General features: G+C 67.9%; 23 protein-coding genes. 7 read left to right on the forward strand and 16 right to left on the reverse strand.

Going from position 1 to position 20,242, the window contains the following annotated elements; genetic code table 11:
• Positions 1 to 10: 10 nt before the first annotated feature.
• Positions 11 to 1,342 (reverse strand): tRNA (N6-isopentenyl adenosine(37)-C2)-methylthiotransferase MiaB, encoded by a 1,332-nt coding sequence (gene miaB, locus ACTJI6_RS04590; RefSeq protein ID WP_440798252.1) that lies wholly within the window; start codon positions 1,340 to 1,342, stop codon positions 11 to 13.
• A 62-nt stretch (positions 1,343 to 1,404) separates the two neighbouring features.
• Here miaB and ACTJI6_RS04595 point away from each other — a divergent pair, with 62 nt between their 5' ends.
• Complete coding sequence (locus tag ACTJI6_RS04595) at positions 1,405 to 1,731, forward strand: TfoX/Sxy family protein (RefSeq protein WP_440798254.1); 327 nt, start codon at positions 1,405 to 1,407, stop codon at positions 1,729 to 1,731.
• Between the two features lie 21 nt (positions 1,732 to 1,752).
• Here ACTJI6_RS04595 and ACTJI6_RS04600 read toward each other — a convergent pair whose 3' ends face one another.
• On the reverse strand, positions 1,753 to 2,199 hold the full coding sequence (locus tag ACTJI6_RS04600) for a DUF2380 domain-containing protein (RefSeq protein WP_440798256.1): 447 nt from the start codon (positions 2,197 to 2,199) through the stop codon (positions 1,753 to 1,755).
• A 138-nt stretch (positions 2,200 to 2,337) separates the two neighbouring features.
• On the opposite strand from ACTJI6_RS04600, the gene ACTJI6_RS04605 reads away from it, so the two are divergent.
• Positions 2,338 to 3,702, forward strand: coding sequence for an aminotransferase (locus tag ACTJI6_RS04605; protein WP_440798258.1), 1,365 nt, complete (start codon positions 2,338 to 2,340; stop codon positions 3,700 to 3,702).
• Positions 3,703 to 3,734: 32 nt separating this feature from the next.
• Positions 3,735 to 4,166 carry a VOC family protein gene (locus ACTJI6_RS04610; protein ID WP_440798260.1) on the forward strand — a complete coding sequence of 144 codons (432 nt, stop codon included), beginning with the start codon at positions 3,735 to 3,737 and terminating at the stop codon, positions 4,164 to 4,166.
• A gap of 29 nt (positions 4,167 to 4,195) precedes the next feature.
• On the opposite strand, the gene ACTJI6_RS04615 is transcribed toward ACTJI6_RS04610, so the two are convergent.
• From ACTJI6_RS04615 to ubiA, 3 genes are all read right to left on the reverse strand, one after another.
• The gene (locus tag ACTJI6_RS04615; RefSeq protein ID WP_440798262.1) at positions 4,196 to 4,504 is read right to left on the reverse strand and encodes a hypothetical protein; all 309 of its coding nucleotides are present in this window, start codon (positions 4,502 to 4,504) and stop codon (positions 4,196 to 4,198) included.
• A gap of 19 nt (positions 4,505 to 4,523) precedes the next feature.
• Positions 4,524 to 6,650, reverse strand: a complete 2,127-nt coding sequence (locus ACTJI6_RS04620; protein ID WP_440798264.1) for an OmpA family protein — start codon at positions 6,648 to 6,650, stop codon at positions 4,524 to 4,526.
• Positions 6,651 to 6,712: 62 nt separating this feature from the next.
• Complete coding sequence (gene ubiA, locus ACTJI6_RS04625; protein ID WP_440798266.1) at positions 6,713 to 7,651, reverse strand: 4-hydroxybenzoate octaprenyltransferase; 939 nt, start codon at positions 7,649 to 7,651, stop codon at positions 6,713 to 6,715.
• Positions 7,652 to 7,664: 13 nt separating this feature from the next.
• Between ubiA and ACTJI6_RS04630 the strand changes: the two genes are divergently transcribed.
• A complete protein-coding gene (locus tag ACTJI6_RS04630; RefSeq protein WP_440798268.1) occupies positions 7,665 to 8,381 on the forward strand; it encodes a 16S rRNA (uracil(1498)-N(3))-methyltransferase in 717 nt (238 codons plus the stop codon).
• Positions 8,382 to 8,574: 193 nt separating this feature from the next.
• Positions 8,575 to 8,769, forward strand: a complete 195-nt coding sequence (locus ACTJI6_RS04635) for a DUF1127 domain-containing protein (protein ID WP_126153078.1) — start codon at positions 8,575 to 8,577, stop codon at positions 8,767 to 8,769.
• 82 nt (positions 8,770 to 8,851) lie between these two features.
• Here ACTJI6_RS04635 and ACTJI6_RS04640 read toward each other — a convergent pair whose 3' ends face one another.
• The 8 genes from ACTJI6_RS04640 to fsa form a co-directional block, all read right to left on the reverse strand.
• Complete coding sequence (locus tag ACTJI6_RS04640) at positions 8,852 to 9,106, reverse strand: DUF982 domain-containing protein (RefSeq protein WP_440798270.1); 255 nt, start codon at positions 9,104 to 9,106, stop codon at positions 8,852 to 8,854.
• 103 nt (positions 9,107 to 9,209) lie between these two features.
• The gene (locus tag ACTJI6_RS04645; protein WP_126153077.1) at positions 9,210 to 9,416 is read right to left on the reverse strand and encodes a cold-shock protein; all 207 of its coding nucleotides are present in this window, start codon (positions 9,414 to 9,416) and stop codon (positions 9,210 to 9,212) included.
• 163 nt (positions 9,417 to 9,579) lie between these two features.
• Positions 9,580 to 10,452, reverse strand: a complete 873-nt coding sequence (locus tag ACTJI6_RS04650; RefSeq protein WP_440798272.1) for a 50S ribosomal protein L11 methyltransferase — start codon at positions 10,450 to 10,452, stop codon at positions 9,580 to 9,582.
• Positions 10,452 to 11,015 carry a peptide-methionine (S)-S-oxide reductase MsrA gene (gene msrA / locus ACTJI6_RS04655; RefSeq protein WP_440798274.1) on the reverse strand — a complete coding sequence of 188 codons (564 nt, stop codon included), beginning with the start codon at positions 11,013 to 11,015 and terminating at the stop codon, positions 10,452 to 10,454. The genes ACTJI6_RS04650 and msrA overlap by 1 nt, the downstream gene beginning before the upstream one ends.
• A gap of 62 nt (positions 11,016 to 11,077) precedes the next feature.
• The gene (locus tag ACTJI6_RS04660) at positions 11,078 to 11,860 is read right to left on the reverse strand and encodes a dienelactone hydrolase family protein (RefSeq protein WP_440798276.1); all 783 of its coding nucleotides are present in this window, start codon (positions 11,858 to 11,860) and stop codon (positions 11,078 to 11,080) included.
• A 63-nt stretch (positions 11,861 to 11,923) separates the two neighbouring features.
• A complete protein-coding gene (locus ACTJI6_RS04665; RefSeq protein WP_440798278.1) occupies positions 11,924 to 12,853 on the reverse strand; it encodes a tyrosine recombinase XerC in 930 nt (309 codons plus the stop codon).
• Entirely contained in the window at positions 12,850 to 13,545 is a 696-nt protein-coding gene (locus ACTJI6_RS04670) for a DUF484 family protein (protein WP_440798280.1), read from the reverse strand. Before ACTJI6_RS04670 ends, ACTJI6_RS04665 begins: the two co-directional genes overlap by 4 nt.
• 31 nt (positions 13,546 to 13,576) lie before the next feature.
• Positions 13,577 to 14,233: a fructose-6-phosphate aldolase gene (fsa, locus tag ACTJI6_RS04675; RefSeq protein WP_440798282.1), complete on the reverse strand. Its 657-nt coding sequence runs from the start codon at positions 14,231 to 14,233 to the stop codon at positions 13,577 to 13,579.
• Positions 14,234 to 14,340: 107 nt separating this feature from the next.
• Here fsa and ACTJI6_RS04680 point away from each other — a divergent pair, with 107 nt between their 5' ends.
• Entirely contained in the window at positions 14,341 to 16,542 is a 2,202-nt protein-coding gene (locus ACTJI6_RS04680) for a primosomal protein N' (RefSeq protein ID WP_440798284.1), read from the forward strand.
• Positions 16,543 to 16,650: 108 nt separating this feature from the next.
• Positions 16,651 to 17,034: an Ig-like domain-containing protein gene (locus ACTJI6_RS04685; RefSeq protein WP_440798286.1), complete on the forward strand. Its 384-nt coding sequence runs from the start codon at positions 16,651 to 16,653 to the stop codon at positions 17,032 to 17,034.
• Between the two features lie 118 nt (positions 17,035 to 17,152).
• Here ACTJI6_RS04685 and ACTJI6_RS04690 read toward each other — a convergent pair whose 3' ends face one another.
• The 3 genes from ACTJI6_RS04690 to ACTJI6_RS04700 all read right to left on the reverse strand — a co-directional run bounded on the left by ACTJI6_RS04690 (position 17,153) and on the right by ACTJI6_RS04700 (position 19,911).
• Positions 17,153 to 18,148: a lytic transglycosylase domain-containing protein gene (locus ACTJI6_RS04690; RefSeq protein WP_440798288.1), complete on the reverse strand. Its 996-nt coding sequence runs from the start codon at positions 18,146 to 18,148 to the stop codon at positions 17,153 to 17,155.
• Positions 18,120 to 18,950, reverse strand: a complete 831-nt coding sequence (locus ACTJI6_RS04695) for a hypothetical protein (RefSeq protein ID WP_440798290.1) — start codon at positions 18,948 to 18,950, stop codon at positions 18,120 to 18,122. The genes ACTJI6_RS04690 and ACTJI6_RS04695 overlap by 29 nt, the downstream gene beginning before the upstream one ends.
• A 118-nt stretch (positions 18,951 to 19,068) precedes the next feature.
• A complete protein-coding gene (locus ACTJI6_RS04700) occupies positions 19,069 to 19,911 on the reverse strand; it encodes a L,D-transpeptidase family protein (protein WP_126153116.1) in 843 nt (280 codons plus the stop codon).
• Between the last annotated feature and the right edge of the window lie 331 nt (positions 19,912 to 20,242).

Here is a 20,242-nt window from a genome sequence, read left to right on the forward strand (position 1 = left end):
GGGCGGCCGGTTACGCCGCCAGTTCTCCGCGCAGCGAATTCGACGCGCTTTCCACGATCCGCACCTGCACCAGGTCCCCGACCTGCGCATCGGGCGCCTCGACAAAGACCGAATGCAGGTAATCCGACTTGCCGATCATCTGGCCTGCCTGCCTGCCCGGCTTCTCGAACAGCACGCCCAGTCTGCGCCCCACCATGCCTTCCTGCGCGGCCTTCTGCTGTTTTGTCAGCAGGGCCTGCAATTCCTGCAACCGCTGATCGGCCACCGCGCCGTCCACCTCGGGACGGTCATAGGCGGGGGTTCCGGGACGGGGGGAATACTTGAAGCTGAAGGCTGTGCCGAAGCCGACCTCGGCCACCAGGCGCAGGGTGTCGGCATGGTCCTGATCCGTCTCGCCCGGAAAGCCCACGATGAAGTCGCTGGTCAGCAGGATGTCTGGCCGCGCGGTGCGGATCCGGTCGATCAGGCGCAGGTATTCCGCCGCCGTGTGCTTGCGGTTCATCGCGCGCAGGATCCGGTCGCTGCCTGACTGAACCGGCAGGTGCAGATAGGGCATCAGCTGCGGAATGTCGCGATGCGCGTCGATCAGGTCGTCCGACATGTCGTTGGGGTGGCTGGTGGTATAGCGGATCCGGTCCAGCCCAGGGATCTGGGCCAGGGCGCGGATCAGGCGACCGAAGCCCCAGTCCCCGTCCGTGCCCGCGCCGTGCCAGCCGTTCACGTTCTGGCCCAGCAGGGTGATCTCGCGCACGCCGCGTTCGACCAGATCGCGCGCCTCGCGCAGGATACGGTCCACGGGGCGGCTGACCTCGGCCCCGCGGGTATAGGGGACCACGCAGAAGGCGCAGAACTTGTCGCAGCCCTCCTGCACGGTCAGGAAGGCGGCGGGGGCGCGGCGGGTGGCGCGGCGTTGCGGCAGGTGGTCGAACTTGTCCTCGCTTGGGAAGTCGGTAAGGATCGCGGGCGCCTCGCCGCGCACCATCGCGGGCAGGCGGTGATAGGTCTGCGGGCCGACCACCAGATCGACCAGCGGCATCCGGCGCACGATCTCCTCGCCCTCCGCCTGGGCCACGCAGCCCGCCACGCCGATCTTCAGGTCGGGACGCTCGGCCTTCAGCGGTTTCAGCCGGCCCAGGTCGGAGTAAAGCTTCTCGGCCGCCTTCTCGCGGATATGGCAGGTGTTCAGCAGCACCATGTCGGCCTGCGCCTGATCCTCGGTCAGGACATAGCCCTCGGCGCCCATGGCCTCGGCCATGCGCTGGCTGTCATAGACGTTCATCTGGCAGCCATAGGTCTTGATGAAAAGCTTTTTCACTGCCGGGGGATGGGCTTGGTCGGTCATGCCGTGCTGTCCTAAGGGATCTTGCGCTGATACAGGAAGAACGGGGATTTGGAAAGGCGGCCATGGACAGCGACTTGACGGGGATCACCAATATCGGCCCGGCGACGGCCAGGGCGCTGATCGCGGCGGGCGTGCCCGATGCCGCAGCCCTGCGCCGGATCGGCGCGCACGAGGCCTATCGCGCGCTTCTGGCGGCGGGCGAGCGGCCGCATTTCATCGGCTATTACGTCCTGGTCATGGCCTTGCAGGGGCGACCCTGGAACGACTGCAGGGGGGCGGAAAAGGCCGCGCTGCGCGAACGGTTTGATTCGCTGGTGGCCGAGACGCGCCGCGCGCCCCTGTCGGGGATCGAGGCGGAACTGGACCTGATCGGCCTGCGCCGCCCCTGATCCGGCCCCTGATCCGGCCGGTCAGTCCGGTCGGATGTCGCGGGCCAGAAAGCGGGCCGCCCGGCGCCAGGAATCGTCGTTGTCGCCGCGAAAGTTCAGGTTGCGGCTGAGGATCGGCGCGCCGGTCTGAACATCCACAAGGTTCGCGAACATCTGCAGGATCAGCGTGCTGGTCTTTTGCGTCACGATGAACAAGGCCTGATCGGCGCCCTTGTCGCGGGCCAGGGCCAGCAGGCATTCGGTGGTTTCGGGCTGGCAGGTGGCCACATCCTCGGGGGTGATCGCGACCGTATCGCCCAGTTCGGCCGCGATCACCTCGGCCATCAGCGCCAGCCGCCGGTCGTGATCGGCGCGTTGGTCACGCGCCTCGTGCGAGGTGTCCAGCAGCTTCACAGGCAGGATCGCCACCAGCTGGGCGGCGGCGGCCAGCGGCATCAGCGTCAGCAGCAGCGCAAGAAAAAGGCGCATGGCGTCTCCCTTCGCAGGCCAGGATAGACGGCTATCGGCGGCCCCGGCAATCACACCTTGGTTGGACCCGGCCCCCCGGCGGGCATTGATCGCCCGCGGCGGCCCGGATAGCCTGCGGGCAAACCGATGGAGGCCCCGATGACCAAACCGCAAAGCTGGGAAGCCCGCGCCGACGAATATTCGCTCTATGGCTTTACCGACCTGCCCAGTGTCCACAAGCGCGGCGCCGTGGTGCTGACCCATGGCGAGGGGCCTTATGTCGTCGATGTGAACGGCCGCCGCTATCTGGACGCCAATTCCGGTCTGTGGAACATGGTCGCGGGCTTCGACCACAAGGGCCTGGCCGAGGCGGCGAAGGCGCAATACGACCGCTTTCCCGGATACCACGCGTTTTTCGGGCGGCTGTCTGACCAGACCGTGATGCTCTCCGAAAAGCTGGTCGAGGTGTCGCCCTTCGAACGCGGCAAGGTGTTCTATACCAATTCGGGGTCCGAAGCGAACGACACCATGGTCAAGATGCTGTGGTTCCTGCACGCCAGCGAAGGCAACCCGCGGCGGCGCAAGATCCTGACCCGCTGGAACGCCTATCACGGCGTCACGGCGGTTTCGGCATCCATGACCGGCAAACCCTATAACGAGGTTTTCGGCCTGCCGCTGCCCGGCTTCATCCACCTGACCTGCCCGCATTACTGGCGCTATGGCCAGGAGGGCGAGACCGAAGACCAGTTCACCGCCCGCCTTGCGCGCGAGTTGGAGGACACGATCCAGCGCGAAGGCGCCGACACCATCGCCGGGTTCTTCGCCGAACCCGTGATGGGCGCGGGCGGGGTGATTCTGCCATCGCAGGGATATTTCCAGGCGGTGCTGCCGATCCTGCGGAAATACGACATCCCGATGATCTCGGACGAGGTGATCTGCGGCTTCGGGCGCACCGGCAATACCTGGGGCTGCCAGACCTATGGCTTCACGCCCGACGCGATCATTTCGTCCAAGAACCTGACGGCGGGCCTGTTCCCGATGGGCGCGGTGATCCTGGGCGGCGATCTGGCCGACCGCGTTCAGGCGGCGGTGGAAAAGATCGAGGAATTCCCCCATGGCTTCACCGCATCCGGCCACCCGGTCGGCTGCGCCATCGCGCTGAAGGCCATCGACGTGGTGATGAACGAAGGTCTGGCCGACAACGTGCGTCGCCTTGCCCCCCGGCTGGAGGCCGGGCTGCGCGCCATCATGGAACGCAGCGACAATATCGGCGAGTTGCGCGGCGTGGGCTTCATGTGGGCCTTGGAGGCGGTGCGCGACAAGGCCACCAAGACGCCCTTCGACGCGCATCTGTCGGTCAGCGAGCGCATCGCCAACGCCTGTACCGATCTGGGCCTGATCTGCCGCCCGCTGGGCCAGTCCATCGTGCTGTGCCCGCCCTTCATCCTGACCGAATCGCAGATGGACGAGATTTTCGACAAGCTGGAACAGGCGTTGCGGAAGGTCTTCGCCGAGGTGGCGTGACCTGCCGCGCGGCAATGTCGGGGAAAATGACGATGGAAGCCACTCAACTGCATCGCGGTCGGCTGCTTGACCATATTCAGCTTGTCGTGCGGGATCTGCGCGCCAGTCGGGACTTTTACACGGCGATTCTGGCCGTGCTGGGGATTCCCATCGTCACCACGGATGAGGGCTATTTCTGGGCTGACGAATTGGTCGTGTCATCGGCCGACAGCCCGGCGGCGGCGGGGGAATTGACGGGGCGCCAGCATCTGGCGTTCCAGGCCGAAGACCGCGCGACCGTGGACGCCTTCTATCGTGCCGCGCTGAACCATGGGGGGCGCGACAACGGCGCACCCGGAGAGCGCACCGCCTATCATCCTGATTATTACGCGGCCTTCGTTCTGGACCCCGACGGCAACAATATCGAGGCGGTCTACCATGGCGAGGCGCGACGCAGCGCGGCCTCGGTGGTCATCGACTTCTAGGGGCAGGGGCCGCGTCGCGGTCCCCGCTGTCAGCGCCGCGCCAGCTTGCGTTCGATATAATCGCGCAATTCCTCGATCTCGGTACGGCTTTCGCGCAGGCCCTCCAATGCGGCATTCAGTTCCCCCTGGGTCGCCGCCAAGGTCGCCTCGCGGTCCTTCAGCAGGGAAATCGCCATGTCGCGTTCGCGTTCGGTGTCGCGCAGCCGCCGGGTCAGGTCGCGGATATCCGCCTGGGACGGCCGGGTCAGGCGGCCGATCAGCCAGCTTGCGAACCAGCCCAGCACGAAGACGCCGAACAGGATGATCGTGGTGATGGTGACGAATTCCGTGCGGTTCATGACGGTGCCTGGCTTGCGGTCAATCGGCGGGGGCTGATGCTTCGTCCGGCCGGGGCGAGGGGCGGGGCGTGTCCGGCGTCGGCGTCTGGACCGGCAGCCTAATGTTTTCCTCGCGTTCGTCCAGCGTCTGGAAGACCTCGCTGGCGCCGACCGTGGCGGGGGCGGTGGGACCGGCGGTGACGCGCGGCATCTGCGGCCCGAACATCTGCGGCGAGGCGGGCGGCTGCATGGGACCGATCGGATCCGCCTGGGGCTGTTCGGCGGGCGCGGGTTCGGCGGTCACGCCCGTCAGGGTGACGGGCGGGGGCAGCGGCGCGGAGCGCACCGGGTAATCCGACAGCAGGCGGAATTCGATGCGGCGGTTTTCCTCGCGGCCTTCCTCGGTCTCGTTGGTGGCGATGGGCTGGCTTTCGCCATAGCCGCGCGCAGTCATGTTGGCCACGTCGATCCCCGCGCCCGCCATGGCGGCGACCAGAGCCTGGGCCCGGCCGCGCGACAAGTCGGCGTTGAAGCCCTCGGACCCCTGGGAATCGGTATGGCCCCCGGCCTCGATCTGGAAATCGGCGCATTCGGCCATGACCGAGGCCAGCCGGTCCAGGGTGGGCGCCGGATCGCCCGCGATGGCGGATTTCGACGGCTCGAAGCCGATCTCGGATTCCGACATGACGATGTTCAACTGGCGCACGCATTCCGCCCCGTCGGGCAGGTTCAGCGAGGCATCCAGCCTGCGATCGTAGCGGATCGACAATTCATAGGCCGCGCCCGGTCCCAGCCGTTCGGACAGCCGCGCGGCCGCCGATTCCGCCGCCCCCGGATCGCCCGAGGTGCCGGTCACGTGGATCAGGTCGGGCGTGACCTGCACGCTGCCGGTTTGCAGGATATCCAGGGCCTCGATGGCGCCGATGACGCGCACCGTCCAGCCGGGCGGCACCTGGGAATTGTCGGTCAGGTCGGCCTGAACCGACGGGAAGCGCGCGCGGGCCAGGCTGTCCACGGTCTCGGCCATCCGGGAATCGCTGATGGCGCCGCGCATGGCCAGCACCTGCGCCTCCGACAGGGTGGCGGTGAACTCCGCCGGGCCGGGGGTGGTGGCGTCGGGCGCCTGTTCCAGCGTGGCTTGCAGCGAAAAGACCGGCGGCAGGGCCTGCTGCAAACGGGCCACGGCGGCATCGAAGGCGGGCTGTTCCACCGAAGGCGGCGCGGTCAGCGCCACATCCGCATCCGACAGCGTGACCGCGCCCCGGCCCAGTTCGGCCACCGCGCCGATGGCCGCCACCGCCGCGTCGGACCAGTCGGGCGAGGGCGATCCCAGGCCTAGCGTGCAGGCGGGCACCTGGGCCACGCCTGCTGCCTGCGCCGCCGCCACGATCCTGTCGCGCCCCTCGTCGGTATCGGCGGCGCAGGCTTCGAACCGCGCGCCGTCTTTGTCCCGGACGAAGCGCAGGGTGAAGGGCGCGATCACCGGGCGGGGGGCCGAGATATCCGTGACCAGCGTCACTCCGGGGGGCAGGCCGCGCCGCAGCGCCGCCTCCAGCCGTCCCTTGTCGTCGCTGCTGTCGGCCAAGGCGGACACCGACACGCTGCCCGGCTGGATCGAGATCTTGGCACGGGGCGCCATCTGCACGGCGCGCAACCCGTATCGCAGCGCGTCGTCCCATCCCTGGGGCACCGCATAGTCGGCGGTTTCCAGCAGATCGGTCACCGACGGGGCGGCGGTTTCGCTGCGAAGCCCCCGCAGAAGGCCGGCCCGGTCGGTCGAGGCCGGAACCAGCCCGATCAGCGAGATGCCCTGGTCGTTGCGCAGCAGCTCCACCTTGAACTCGGGCGGCGTTCTGGCCTCTGCCGAGGCGACCGTCATGCGATCCAGGATGCGGGACGGATCGACGGCGCCGCCCGCCTGGGTCACGGCGCGAAAGCGGTCGACCTCGGTCGGGGCGGTGCCGGTCAGGCGGACCTGCAAGCCGTCGGTGGCGACCGTCACCCAATCCTGGCCCGATGCGGCAAGCGCCTGTTCCACGTCCTGCCGCGACCGATCCTCAAGATAACGGGCGGCGGCGTCGGCGCCTAGCCAGCACAGCCCGCCTGCGGCGGACAGGGCAAGAATCGTGGCGACCGGCGGCAGAATCCGCCTGCGGGATGACGCCATAGGGCATGACCTTGGGCTGTTTCCTGAACGCGCGGTGTAGCGTCAGGCCGGGCGTCGCGCAATCAGACCAGCCCGGCCAAGGCAAGAAACAGCGCAAGGATCAGCCCGGCGTCGCGGTTCGACCGGAACAGCCGCAGGCAGACAGCGCCCTGATCCGGCTGGAAATTCCGCAGCTGCCAGGCCAGATGCAGGGCGAACCCGGCAAGCCCCGCATAGGCCATCAACAGATTGCGACCCGTCAGCAAGATCGCGACCGCCAGCAGCACGACCGTCAGCACCGCAAATCCCGCCAGGATGCGCGGGCTGTTGTCGCCGAACAGCCGGGCGGTGGATTTCACCCCGATCAGGGCGTCGTCTTCCACGTCCTGATGGGCATAGATCGTGTCATAGAAGATCGTCCAGGCGATCCCGGCCAGCCAGGCCATCACCGGCGCCAGATCGACCCGGCCCATATGCGCGGCATAGGCCAGCATCACGCCCCAGTTGAAGGCCAGTCCCAGAAAAACCTGCGGCCACCAGGTGAACCGCTTGGCGAAGGGATAGATCGCGACAAGCGCAAGCGAGGCCACCCCCATCCAGATCGCCGCCCGGTCCAGCGTCAGCAGAATCGCCAGCCCCACCAGCCCCTGCGCCGCCAGCCACAGATAGGCCCCGCGCAGCGTCACCTGCCCTGATGGCAGGGGCCGCGACCGGGTGCGGGCCACCTTGTCGTCGATGTCGCGGTCGGTGATGTCGTTCCAGGTGCAGCCCGCGCCGCGCATCACCAGGGCGCCGACGCCGCAGGCGACCGCGATCCACAGATCCGCCCAGCGGGGCGCGTCGGCCATCATCGCCAGCCCGATCCCCCACCAGCAGGGCAGCAGCAGCAGCCATGTCCCGATGGGCCGGTCGGCGCGGGACAGGCGCAGCCAGGGCCTCCAGGCCGGGGGGGCGATGGTGTCGACCCAGTTTCCCTTCGGCGCGTCGACGACGGCGTCTGGTCTTTCGGTCCGGCTTTGCATAGCGTCTGTCCCCATGGCAAGGATCAGGCTGTTCATAGATCACCCGCTGGGCGCGGGACAACCCGTTCCGCTGGACGCCGCCCAGGCGCATTATCTGGGGGGTGTCATGCGCCTGTCGCCCGGCGCCGTGATCGAGGTGTTCAACGGCCGCGACGGCGCCTGGTCGGCGCGGATCGCGTCGGCGGGCAAGCGCGGCGGGTCGCTGGACGTTCTGGAACAGACCGCGCCGCAGCGGAACCCGCCCGATCTGTGGCTGGTCTTCGCGCCGATCAAGAAGGCGCGTACCGATTTCATCGTCGAGAAAGCTGCCGAGATGGGCGCCGCGCGGATCCTGCCCGTGCAGACCGAGTTCACCAATTCCGAACGCATCCGGCAGGACCGCCTGCAAGCCCATGCGGTCGAAGCGGCCGAGCAATGCGGCGGCACCTTCGTGCCCGCCATCGCCGACCTGGCGCCGCTGCCGCGCCTGCTGGACGGCTGGGACGCGTCCCGCCGCATCCTGTGGGCGGACGAGGCGATGGCCGGTCCGGCGGATACCCTGGCGGGCCTGCCGCGCGGTCCCTGGGCGATCCTGATCGGTCCCGAGGGCGGGTTTTCCGATGCCGAACGCGCCCGGCTAAGGGCCTTGCCCTTCGTGAATCGCATCAGCCTGGGACCGCGAATCCTGCGCGCCGATACGGCTGCCGTAGCGGCACTTGCATTGTGGCAGGCGGCGTTAGGGGATTGGTAAGAAACGATTGCTGCAATGCGGCATTCCACGGCGCAAAAGCGACATTCCTGCCGTTTTGAGGCTTTTCCAATCTGCAATCCGCGCATAGCCGCCTTGCCCGGTCTGCGGCTACTCTTAACGAGGTGCTCAATCTATATCCTGCTGCATGAAGCAAATGCCCGATGGTCGGGCACTTCTGAAACAGGTGATGAAAATGTCGACGATGGAACTGAACCGCAGCCATGCTGTTGGGGGCGTTGGCAAAGTCGCTGCGAACTTCTTCTCGATGCTGAGCGCGTGGAACGATGCCCGCGTGACCCGTCGTGAACTGAACCGCCTGTCGGATCGCGAGCTGGACGATATCGGTCTGTGCCGCGGCGACATCGAGCGGATTGCGCGCGGCTTCTAAGCCAGCACCACCGGCCAAGACGAACGAACCCCCAATGCGGATGCAGAGGGGGTTTTTTCTTGTCCGGGGATCCCTGCCGGGATCAGTGCGGCTTGGCGACGGCCAGGAACCCCGCCGACCGAGCGGCATGGGCAAAGGCTTGGCGCGCGGTTCCGACCGGGGTCATGCAATGGGCGGCCGCATCCAGCATCTGCGCGGCATGGCGGCGCTGAACGTCGTCGACCGGCCATTTGCGGTCCAGCCAATAGGCGGCGGTTTCAAGGGTGGAAAAGGTCTTCACCTCGCCCTCGGGCGAAATGACAAAGGACAGGGGCTTGCCCCAGTTGATTTCTATCAAAACGGATCTTTCATGGAATTCATCCGATCCCGCGCCGCAGCGTCCGGTGATCGGGAAGGGAGGCAGCCAATGCTGCCGCCCGATTTTTCAGTGCAGAGGCGACTTAGGCCAGTGCCAGGTTCGTCGCCGATTCGCGGCCGTCGCGGCCACGTTCCACGTCGAAGGTCACGGCCTGGCCGTCCTTGATCTGCTGAAGGCCGGCGCGCTCCACTGCGGAAATGTGCAGAAACACGTCTTTCGTGCCATGTTCCGGCTGGATGAAGCCGAAGCCTTTGGTGGCGTTGAACCATTTCACGGTGCCATTGGCCATCGTGATATCTCCTGTCATGTATGCCACCCGCGAGATTGCGGTGGCGCGGCCCAGTCGTCGCAAGAACATCTGAAGCCGTGAAGCAGACAGAAGGTCGTAGGAAGAACATCAGCCACCGTTACATAGCCGATTGCCGCCGGTTTTTCAAGCCCGCCCAGGGCGGTCAGGATCGCCGCGACAGCGACAGCGCCGACCAGTCGCCCAGGTCATCGCGCCGGTCCAGGGAAAAGCCTTGCGCGCCATAGACCTCGGCCACCTCGTCTGCCTGGGTGGTCAGGATGCCAGACAGGATGATCCGCCCGTTCGGCGCGACCATCTGGGCCATCTGCGGGGCCAGATCGATCAGCGGCTGCTTCAGGATATTGGCCAGAACCAGGTCGTAGGGCGCGTTGTCCTCGAGCATCTGATGGCCGAAGCCTGCGGCTTCAAGGCAGATCACCCGGCCGTCCAAGCCGTTGGCGATGACATTGGCGGCCGCCGTATCGACCGCCACCGCGTCGATGTCGCTGGCCAGAACCGTGACCGGCCACAGCCGAGCGGCGGCCATCGCCAAGACGGCGGTGCCGCAGCCGATATCGACGATGCGATGCGGCTGGAATCCCTGCACGGCCAGACGGTCCAGGGCCTCCAGGCAGCCCTTGGTGGTGTCGTGATGGCCGGTGCCGAAGGCCATCGCGGCCTCGATCCACAGGGCCTCGACGCCTTCGGGCACCTTGTCGGCGTCGTGGCTGCCATGGACGAAGAACCGCCCCGCGCGCACCGGGGTCAGTTCGCGCCTGACATGGGCCACCCAATCCACCTCGGGCAGTTCGGACACGGCGAAGGGGTTGGCGCCATGGACCGCCGCCAGCAGCGCCAGCCCGATCTCGTCAGGGGCCTCGGTGAAATAGACGCCGACTTCCCAGCGGTTCGACCCGTCCTCGATCTCGAAGACGCCGGTGCCGACGGGTTCGGGATCCAGATCCTCGCAAGCCTCGGCCAGGGCTTCGGCGGCCTGGCGGCCCTGGACATGGGTCAGCGCGGTAAAGGTGGTCATCAGATCGGATCCGGGTTGGGCAGGCTCGCCTCTACCCCGGTGCCCTTCAGGCCGCAATAACCGTCGGGGTTCTTTTCCAGATACTGCTGATGCGCGTCATGGGCGGGCCAGAAGGGGGCGGGGCCGACGATCCGGGTGGTGATCTTGCCGAAACCCGCCACGGCCAGGCGGTTGTCATAGTCGATCTTCGACGCCTCGGCCGCCGCGCGCTGGCTGTCGGTAAAGACCATGATCAGGCTGCGGTACTGGTCGCCCACGTCGTCGCCCTGGGTCGGGTCGTGGTTTTCCCAGAACAGTTGCAGCAGGTGGTCATAGCTGATCTTCGAGCTGTCATAGATCACGCGCACGACCTCGGCATGGCCGGTGGTGCCGGACTTGACCTGCTCATAGGTCGGGTTCTCGGTCGTGCCGCCGGCGAAGCCCACCTGGGTCAGCCAGACCCCGTTCTGTTTCCAGAACAGCCGCTCGGGGCCCCAATAGCAGCCCATGCCGAAGATCGCCTGGTCAAAGCCCGGCGGGATCGGCGCGTCCATCGGCCGGTTGAAGATCGCATGTGTGGTCATCGTGACATCCTTCTGATCCTGCGCGCTAAACGCGGAAACGGGCGGCGGGGTTCTGCTGCCTGTCAGCCCAGGCCGTGATCCGACAGCCAGGCCTGGCAATCTTCGGCCAGCCACGGCCCCAGGGCGTAATACCAATGCGTATGCCCGGCGATCCCGATCATCTGGGCGGGATGGCCCGCCGCCGCCAGGGCATCCGTCGTCACGCGCGCCTGGCGGGGCGGAAACAGGTGGTCGCCCGCGCCGATGTAGAGCCGCATCGGAACCGGAGAGACGGCGGGCGACCGGATCGCGTCGGCGGGCAGCGCCGCGCCGTGGGTTGCGACGGCGCGCCACGGTCCCTGGACCTGGTTGGCGTAAAGCTGCGCCAGCATCCCGCCCGAGGAATGGCCGAACATCGCGACCCCGTCCGGGGCCAGCGGCACCCGCGCCGCGGCGGCGTTCAGCGCGGCGACCAGCAGGTCGGGCGGATCGGCATCGGGCGACCAGCCCTGGGCCAGCGCGTCGGGGGCGATCAGCACCACGCCGCTGCGATCCGCCGCCGCCTGCCACATGTCCAGCATCGACCGCCCGGTCCGCTGCGCCCCGTGCAGCAGCAGCATCGACCGGCGCGGCCCGTCGCCGCCCTGCGGCACATACAGGTGAACCCGCCGTTCCTGCCCGGCATGGTCGACGGTCAGCGTCTCGCCGATGGTCGCGGGTTCGTCATAGGCGGGGTTGGCCCCTGCGCGGGGCGCTTCGCGCGGATAGGGGATGTAATCGACGCGCGCGGATTCTGCTGCGCCGGGACCGGCAAGGGCCGCAAGCGCGAGGGCGCTGCCGAGGAACTGTCTGCGATCTGGGGTCATGAAAATCTCGGGACGGGGTGACGCGGCGATCCTGTGCCATCGCCGGGTTCCCGTCCAGAGGCGTCATCCCCGCGGATGCGCCGAATGATAGACCGCCATCAGATGCGCGTCGTCCACGCCGGTATAGACCTGCGTGGTGGACAGGCTCGCATGGCCCAGAAGCTCCTGGATGGTGCGCAGGTCACCCCCTGCCGCCAGCAGATGGGTCGCGAAGGAATGGCGCAGCGCATGGGGCGTCGCGGTGGGCGGCAGGCCCAGCGATGCGCGGACCTTCTGCATCGTCCCCTCGACCGCACCGGGCGACAGCCGCCCGCCGCGCACGCCGCGAAACAGCGGCTGGTCCGGTGCCAGCCGCCAGGGGCATTGGCGCAGGTAATCGGCCACCGCGTCGCGGGCCACCGGCAGGACGGGGACATGCCGCTGCCGCCCGCCCTTGCCGGTGATGGTCAGGCTGTCGCGGAACGGCCAGTCGGCGCCGTCGAGGTTCAGGGCCTCGGAGATGCGCAGCCCGCAGCCCCACAGCAGCGTCATCACCGCAGTGTCGCGGGCGGCGACCCAGGGGGTGTCATGCTGGACGGCCACCATGTCCAGCGTGTCCCTCGCCTGGTCGGGGGTCAGCGGGCGGGGCAGGGACCGGGTGTATTTCGGGCTGCGGGTGGACAGCGCGGCGGACAGGTCGTGGCCCTCGCGGTCCGAGATCCAGCGCAGGAAGCTGCGCACCGCCGATTGCCGCCGGGCCAGCGACCGCGCGCCCAGGCCCCGCGCGCGCTCGGCGGCGGCGAAGGCGCGCATGTCGGTCTGGCGCAGATCCCCCAGTGATTTCGGCGTCGCGGGCTGGCCGTGATGACTGCCCAGGAAGGCCAGAAAGGTCAGCAGGTCGCCGCGATAGGCGGTGACTGTATGGTTCGACCTGTCGCGGGTCGCGGCCTCGACCTCCAGCCAGCGGGACAGGGCGTCGGCCATGGCGGGGGCCAGGGCCAGCGGCGCGGTCATCCGCGCAGCCGCGACAGCAGCACCAGCCGGAACACCTGGGCGAAGAAGCGCAGCAGGTCGGTGCCGTGGGCGGGCATGAAGCGGGACGCGTCGCCGCTGCCCATCAGCAGCATGGCGCGCGGGCGCCGGGCGCCCAGGTCGATGGGCAGCATCGCCTCGGACGCGACCTGGCGGCCGTGCAGCGGCTGAGTGATGGGCGAGGCGGGGCGCAGCACGATGTCGTCGCCGCGCGGCGTGCGCCGTCCGGCGGCGATGATCCTGCCGATGGCGCCGTCGGGGACGGTCACGGCATCCTCGGGCAGGCCGGGGATGGCGGGGGCGGGTTCGACCACCAGCCGCAGGGTTTCAATCCGCAGCAGGGGGGCGATGTCGGATTGCAGGCTGTCCACCAGTTCGGCCAGATCGGCCGATTCCAGCAGCCCGATCACCGCCCGGTGGATGACCGCGGTGCCCGACTGGTTGTCATAGGCGGCGGCGATCACGCTTTCATGCTGGCTTTCCAGCCGGTCGAGGCGCGATTCCAGCACCTCCATCGCGCGGCCGCGGATGTCGATGACATTGTCGCCGACCTCGGCCTCGCGGGCGGCGACAAGCGCCCGCATCAGGTCGCGGTCGGCCAGGATGACGCCGGGATCGGCCAGAAGCCTGTCGCGCGTTTCCGAATCCAGAATCGCCTGCTGTTCCGCCGTCATGCCTGTCCCGCCTTATACCTGTTTCTGTGCGTTATCCGCCGATCTTCTGACCGGTCTTGGCCCAGTCGGCAGTGAACTGCTCAAGCCCCTTGTCCGTCAAGACATGCTTTGCCATCGACTTGATGACGGCGGGGGGCGCGGTGATCACGTCGGCGCCGATCTTGCCCACCTCGACGATGTGGTTCACCGACCGGATCGAGGCCGCGAGGATCTGGGTCTCGTACCCATAGTTGTCATAGATCTCGCGGATGTCGGCGATCAGATCCACGCCGTCCAGGCCGATGTCGTCCAGCCGCCCCACGAAGGGGCTGATGAAGGTGGCGCCCGCCTTGGCGGCCAGGATCGCCTGGGCGGCGGTGAAGCACAGCGTCACGTTGACCATGTGGCCTTCGTCGGCGAAGGTCCGGCAGGCCTTCAGCCCGTCCCAGGTCAGCGGCACCTTGATGGCGATGTTCTTGGCGATCTTCGCCAGGTGGCGGCCCTCGCGGATCATGTCCTCGGCGTTTTCGGCGACGACCTCGGCGCTGACGGGGCCGTCGACCAGGGCGCAGATTTCGGCCGTCACCTCCTCGATGTTGCGGCCGGCTTTCAGGATCAGCGACGGGTTGGTGGTCACGCCGTCGACCATGCCCAGGTCGTTCAGTTCGCGGATGGCATCCACATCGGCGGTATCAAGGAAGAATTTCATGGCCAGGCTCCCCAAGGCGGTTCGCGGGGGTGATAGCGCAAAACCCCGTCCGCCGAAAGGGGCAGGGCGGGCTTGCAACGGGCGCGGGGCGGGGTTTTATCAGGGCGATGAAAAGCCCCCACGCCTTTTTCGCCGCGCGCGACCGCATCGCCGTCCTGACGGTCGAACCTGTGGGCGTATTGGATTACCTGGCGCCCGAAGGCGGGGTGGCGCAGGGGCAGTTGGTTCTGGTGCCGCTGGGGCCGCGCCGGGTGCTGGGCCTGGTGATGGGGCCGGGGACGGGCGATTTCGACCTCGCCAAGCTGCGCCCGGTCGCGCGGGTGCTGGATGCGGACCCCTTCGATGCGCGGTTCCTGGAATTTCTGGCCCGCGCCGCCGAATACACGCTGACGCCGCTGCCGCTGATGCTGCGCATGGCGACCCGCGCGCCGGATCTGGACCAGCCGCCTGCCGCGCGCCGCGTAATCGTGCCGGGCGGCGCCGCGCCGTCGCGCATGACCGAGGCGCGCGAGCGCGTGATGCAGGTCGTGGCCGACCACGGGGGGGCAAGCTTTGCAGCGTCGGAACTGGCGCACCTGGCCGGGGTCGGCACGGCGGTGGTCAAGGGCCTGGTCGCGGCGGGCACCCTGGCCGAGATCCAGGCGCCGCGCGACCTGCCCTATCCCCGTCTTGATCCGGCGCGTCCCGGCAAGCCGCTGGACGCTGACCAGCAGGCTGCGGCGGACGCCTTGCGCGCAGCCCTCGGGTCGGGCGGTTACGGCACCACTTTGCTGCGCGGCGTCACTGGGTCGGGCAAGACCGAGGTCTATCTGGAAGCCGTCGCCGAATGCCTGCGCGCGGGCCGTCAGGCGTTGGTCCTGCTGCCCGAAATCGCCCTGTCGGCCGAGTTTCTGGACCGGGTCGAGGCCCGCTTCGGCGCCCGTCCCGGCGAATGGCACAGCGGCATCACCCGCACCGAACGCCGCCGTCTGTGGCACATGGCCGGTCGCGGAGAGGTCGGTCTGGTCGTCGGCGCAAGATCAGCGCTGTTCCTGCCCTTCCGCGACCTGGGCCTGATCGTCGTCGATGAGGAACATGATTCCAGCTATAAACAAGAGGATGTCGTCTATTACAGCGCCCGCGACATGGCGGTGCTGCGGGCCTCGATCAACGGGGCGCAGGTGGTGCTGGCATCCGCCACGCCCAGCCTGGAAAGCTGGGTGAACGCGGCCAGCGGCAAATACCGGCGGCTGGATCTGCGGTCGCGCTATGGCGCCGCCGAACTGCCCGACATGGCTGCCATCGACCTGCGGGCCGAGGAGATGGCCTCGGGCCGCTGGATCTCGCCCACGCTGGCGGGTGCGGTCGAATCGCGGATCGCGCGCGGCGAACAGTCGCTGCTGTTCCTCAACCGGCGCGGCTTCGCCCCGGTGACGGTCTGCCGGGCCTGCGGCGAACAGATCGCCTGCCACCAATGCGACGCGCGGATGGTGGAACACCGCTTCCAGAACCGCCTGGTCTGCCACCAATGCGGGGAAACCCGGCCTATCCCGACCGCCTGCCCGTCCTGCAAGGTCGAGGGCAAGCTGGCCCCCATCGGCCCCGGCGTCGAACGCATCGCCGAGGAGGTCGCGGCCCGGTTCCCCGATGCCAAAGCCACGGTGCTGTCGTCGGACCTGTTCCAGTCCGCCCGCGCGCTGAAGGACACCATCGCCGAGATCGCGAATGGCGACACGCAGATCATCATCGGCACCCAGATCGTCGCCAAGGGCCACAACTTTCCGCGCCTGACGCTGGTGGGGGTGATCGACGCCGACCTGGGCCTGCAAGGCGCCGACCTGCGCGCGGCGGAACGCAGCTTTCAGTTGATGCGCCAGGTCGCGGGCCGGGCCGGGCGGGTGTCGGGCGCGGCGCCGGGTGTGGCGCTGCTGCAAACCCATCAGCCCGACCATCCGGTGATCCGCGCGATCCTGTCGGGCGAGGACGAAGCCTTCTGGAACGCCGAGGCCGCCGGGCGCCAGGCCACCGGAATGCCCCCGTTCGGCCGTCTGGCGGGGATCATCCTGTCCCATCCCGACCTGGGCGTGGTCAGCGACTTCGCCCGCCACCTGGCCGCCCATGCCGCGCCGCTGGACCAGGCGGGCGCGCAACTGTGGGGACCGGCGCCCGCGCCCATCGCGCGGATCCGGGGCCGCCACCGGATGCGGATGCTGGTCCACGCCCCCCGCCAGGCGCCGGTGCAGGCCGCCATCGCCGCATGGCTGGCCCCGCACAAGCCGCCCGCGAATTTGCGGCTGTCGGTGGATATTGATCCGCAGAGTTTTTTGTGAATTGGGACGCTTGCAGTATTCATGCAAACTATAGGATCAATTAAAATCGTGATAATTTAGTAATGCGAATCATGTCTGATTGCGCTGTTAATCAGTTCGGAGAGTAAGATGCGCATGTCCAGGTTATCTGCCTTAATCGTTCCCCTGGTTCTTGTCTTGGCCCCCGCCGCTTATGCGGATTGTAATGGCGGATTGGGTCGGGGCTGGGCAAGCGGAAAGGGGAACGGTCAATTCGAAATGCGTATGGGCGAGTCGTCCTGCATCATCGACTATCCTGCCTTTATCGACGATGCGAAAGGTACCCGAACCTTTGCGACCGAACTTGCGCTTACCCGCGCACCTGCGAATGGGAAAATCGGCGTTTCGCCGCAAGGGATCGTCTATATGCCGTCCGCAGGCTTTGCAGGGCAGGACAAGTTCTGCATTCGGAACACGACGCCAGAGGTGCGTGGCAAAACCTTGTCCGGCTGTGTGACCGTCACTGTAAGATAAGCGTTGCTGCCTCTGGCACGACTCAGACGACAGCTATCTGTCGCCCGAGGAGATAAACCGTCTGCCGAATGTCCAAGAAACGATAGGGTATTGGCCTTTGGGCCGGACCACGCCGACCTTAATTCCGCAGCACGATGCAGCGCCCGCCCAACTGCTTGAAGCGGTTGCAGAACGCTGCGGCCTCGCGTCGGCTGTCCCAGCCGATCTGGGCGGTATAGACGGCGCGCGGCATTCCGGTGATGCGTTTCCTGACATAGCCCACCTGCTTGTCGCCCAGGATCGGGCGGAGGCTGCGGTTCAGGCGGGCGACCTGTTGGATGGCGCCCGACTGGCTGGGATGGCTGGCCACGATCACGCCCCAGGGAAAGACCTTGGGCTGGATCAGGAATTCGCGCAGCTTGCGGTCGCCCGCCAATTTCTCGCAGGCGGGGCGGAAGGCCATGTCGGGGTTCAGGGCCAGCTTCAGGTCGCTGGCCGGTGGCGGGTTGTCGCGCCAGCGCAGCGCCTCGAATCCGGTGATCGAGGCGACGTAATCCTGGGTCTCATAGGGCAGGCCGCCGGTCTTGCCGACGAAGCGCGCGGCGCGGTTTTCCCCGCCGTTATAGGCGACGGCGGCCAAGCCGATATTGCCGAACATGTCGGTCAGGTGGCGCAGATACCAGGCGGATTTGTGGATCGCCTGGGCGGGGTTGAACGGGTCGTGCAGGTCATACAGATCGGCCGTGCCGGGCATGAACTGCGCAATGCCAAGCGCGCCCACGGGGCTGATCGCGCCGGGTTCGAACCGGCTTTCCTTCCACAGCAGCCGCGCCAGGAAGTTCGGATCCAGCCCGCGCTCCGCCGCGTTCCGTTCGATCAGCTTGCAGACATCGGCGGCATAGTGGTCCAGCCGCACGCAGTCGCGCCCGTCATCGGTGCAGCGCAGCGAATCCGACTGGCGGACGGGCGGGCGTCCGGCCAGGGCGTCCACGGCGGGAAAGGCCTGCGCGGGCAGGGCCAGCACTGCCAAGGCGGCTGCGGCCCGTCCTATCCGGCCGACCGCGCGGCGGCAAAGGGCGATCGGTCCCCCCATCCCCGGATCGGGATCAGGCGGCGTCCAGGGGATCGGCGGCACGCGACTTGCCCGCCTTGCCCTTCTTGGGCTTGTCCTTCTTCCCCTTGGTCTTCTTGGTTTTGGCTGAATCGGCCTTCGCGGCCTTTGCAGCGGCTTTTTCGGCCTTTCTTTCGGCCTTCTGGGCGGCCTTGGCCGCATCCTTTTCCGCCTTGCGGGCAGCCTTGCGGGCTTCCTTCTCGGCCTCTTTTGCGGCTTTCCGGGCGGCCTTGTCCTGGTGCTTCCGATCCGCGTGGGCCTTGTCCGCTACGGCCGGTTTCGTCACGGCAGGGGCGGCCGATTTAGCCGGAGCGGGCGCAACCGTGGGTGCGACGGAGGGCTGCGGCGCCGGTTCGGCCGGAGCGGCGGTCGCGGGCTTCGCCTTGGCGATGCGGCGCGATCCGGTGCGCAGGTCGGCCTTGCGCACCTCGGCCTTTTCGCGGCCCGCAGGCTTCCGCGCCGGAGAGGCAGGCTTGCGCCGGGCGGGTTTGGCGGCGGGTTTGGCAGCAGGTTTGGCGGCGGCGGCAGGCTTCGGCGTCGCGGCGGCACCTTCCGCCGCGGTGCCCTGGCCCCCCTGTGCAGCCTGACTGCGCTTGCGCCGCTCTGCCTTGGCCCGCCGCAGGGCCGCCGCCAGGACATCCGCCGCCGCGATCTGACCGTCCGCGCCCCTGGGCCCGGCCTGGCCGACAGCCTTGTCCAGATCGGCGATCAGCCGGGACAATCCGGGGTCGTCCAGCGTCCCGAAGGCCGCGCCGCGGCTGTTTTCCGTCAGGGCGCGCTGTTCGGCGGTCAGCAGTTCCTGTTCCAGCTTGCTATAGTTGGGCATCGCTTCATCCTTGGCGCGGGCCTGATTTCGCGCGGATTTTGCGGAAGATTTCCAGGATTTGCAAACGGAAAGGCCCCGGCGCGAACCGGGGCCTTCGGCAGGATGGGGCGGCGCGGCGTTACTGGACGGCGCTTTCCACCGGCGAAACGGTCGTGACCGGCGCGCTGTAGGGCGTGGCGACGGTCGTCACCGCATAGGGATCGGTCACCTGCGCGGTGGCCGGGGCCAGAGAGGCCGTGGCCATCGGCGCCTGCCCGGCGGGCACCACATAGCCCTCGGGCGTTTCGGTCATCGGTCCTTCATAGCGGATGCTTTCCGCCTGGGTGCGGACATGGACCGTGGTGCCGGTGCTGACTTCCGAAAACAGGTCGATGATGTCCTGGTTGAACAGCCGGATGCACCCGGCCGAGGTCGCCTTGCCGATCGAGGACGGGTCCATCGTGCCGTGGATGCGGTAATAGGTGTCGCGCCCGCCTTCGTAGAGATACAGCGCTCGCGACCCCAACGGGTTGTGCATCCCGCCCGACAGCCCGCCCGCGAACTGCGCGTAAAGGTCGGGCTGGGTGCGGATCATGTTGTCGGTCGGCCGCCAGCTTGGCCAGGCCGCCTTGCGCGCGATGGTCGCGGTGCCCGCGTAGCCCGTGCCCGCCCGGCCCACGGCCACGCCATAGCGCATCGCCTGGCCGCCCGGCTGGACGTGATACAGCACGCGGGCATAGGGATCGACGACGATGGTGCCCGGCGCTTCCGGCCCGTTATAGGCGACCTGCTGGCGCTGGTTGCGTTCGTTCAGATAGGCGGCGCGGACAGCGGGGATCTGGATCGGCTCTCCGTTCGGGCCGGTATCGGTCCGGGCCTGATAGATCGGCGGCACCGTGGGGGTGGCCAGCGTGACCGGCTGGCTGCTTCCACATGCGGCAAGCCCCAGGGCGACCGCCGTGAACAGGGTCACAAGACGCATCATCATGTTCCTTCATGGCATCCGGCGACCTGTCGCGGGCGCCGGCAGCATCCAAGATTTCGTGTGAATCGCCCGTGCCCGTCGGGGCAGGGGGTGATTCGCGCTGGGGTTCATCAGCCCGTCACAGACAGTGGTCGTCAAGCCTTGCGCCCCAGCCCGGATCGAAGCGGGGCGCGGGTTGTGGCGAAAGGGCGGCAGTCTCATCAAGATCGGCTGACGGCGGAACAAATTCGCGTTTGTTTTGGTTTCATCGCCATGGAAAGAAGCGCGTCTGCCCTTGTCGTCCTGCCCTGCATTGCCCCCTCGCGCGCCGCTGGCTAGGGTGACGGAA

Origin of the sequence: Paracoccus sp. 22332 (genome assembly GCF_052045125.1) — a bacterium.
GTDB classification, from domain to species: Bacteria; Pseudomonadota; Alphaproteobacteria; order Rhodobacterales; family Rhodobacteraceae; genus Paracoccus; species Paracoccus haematequi_A.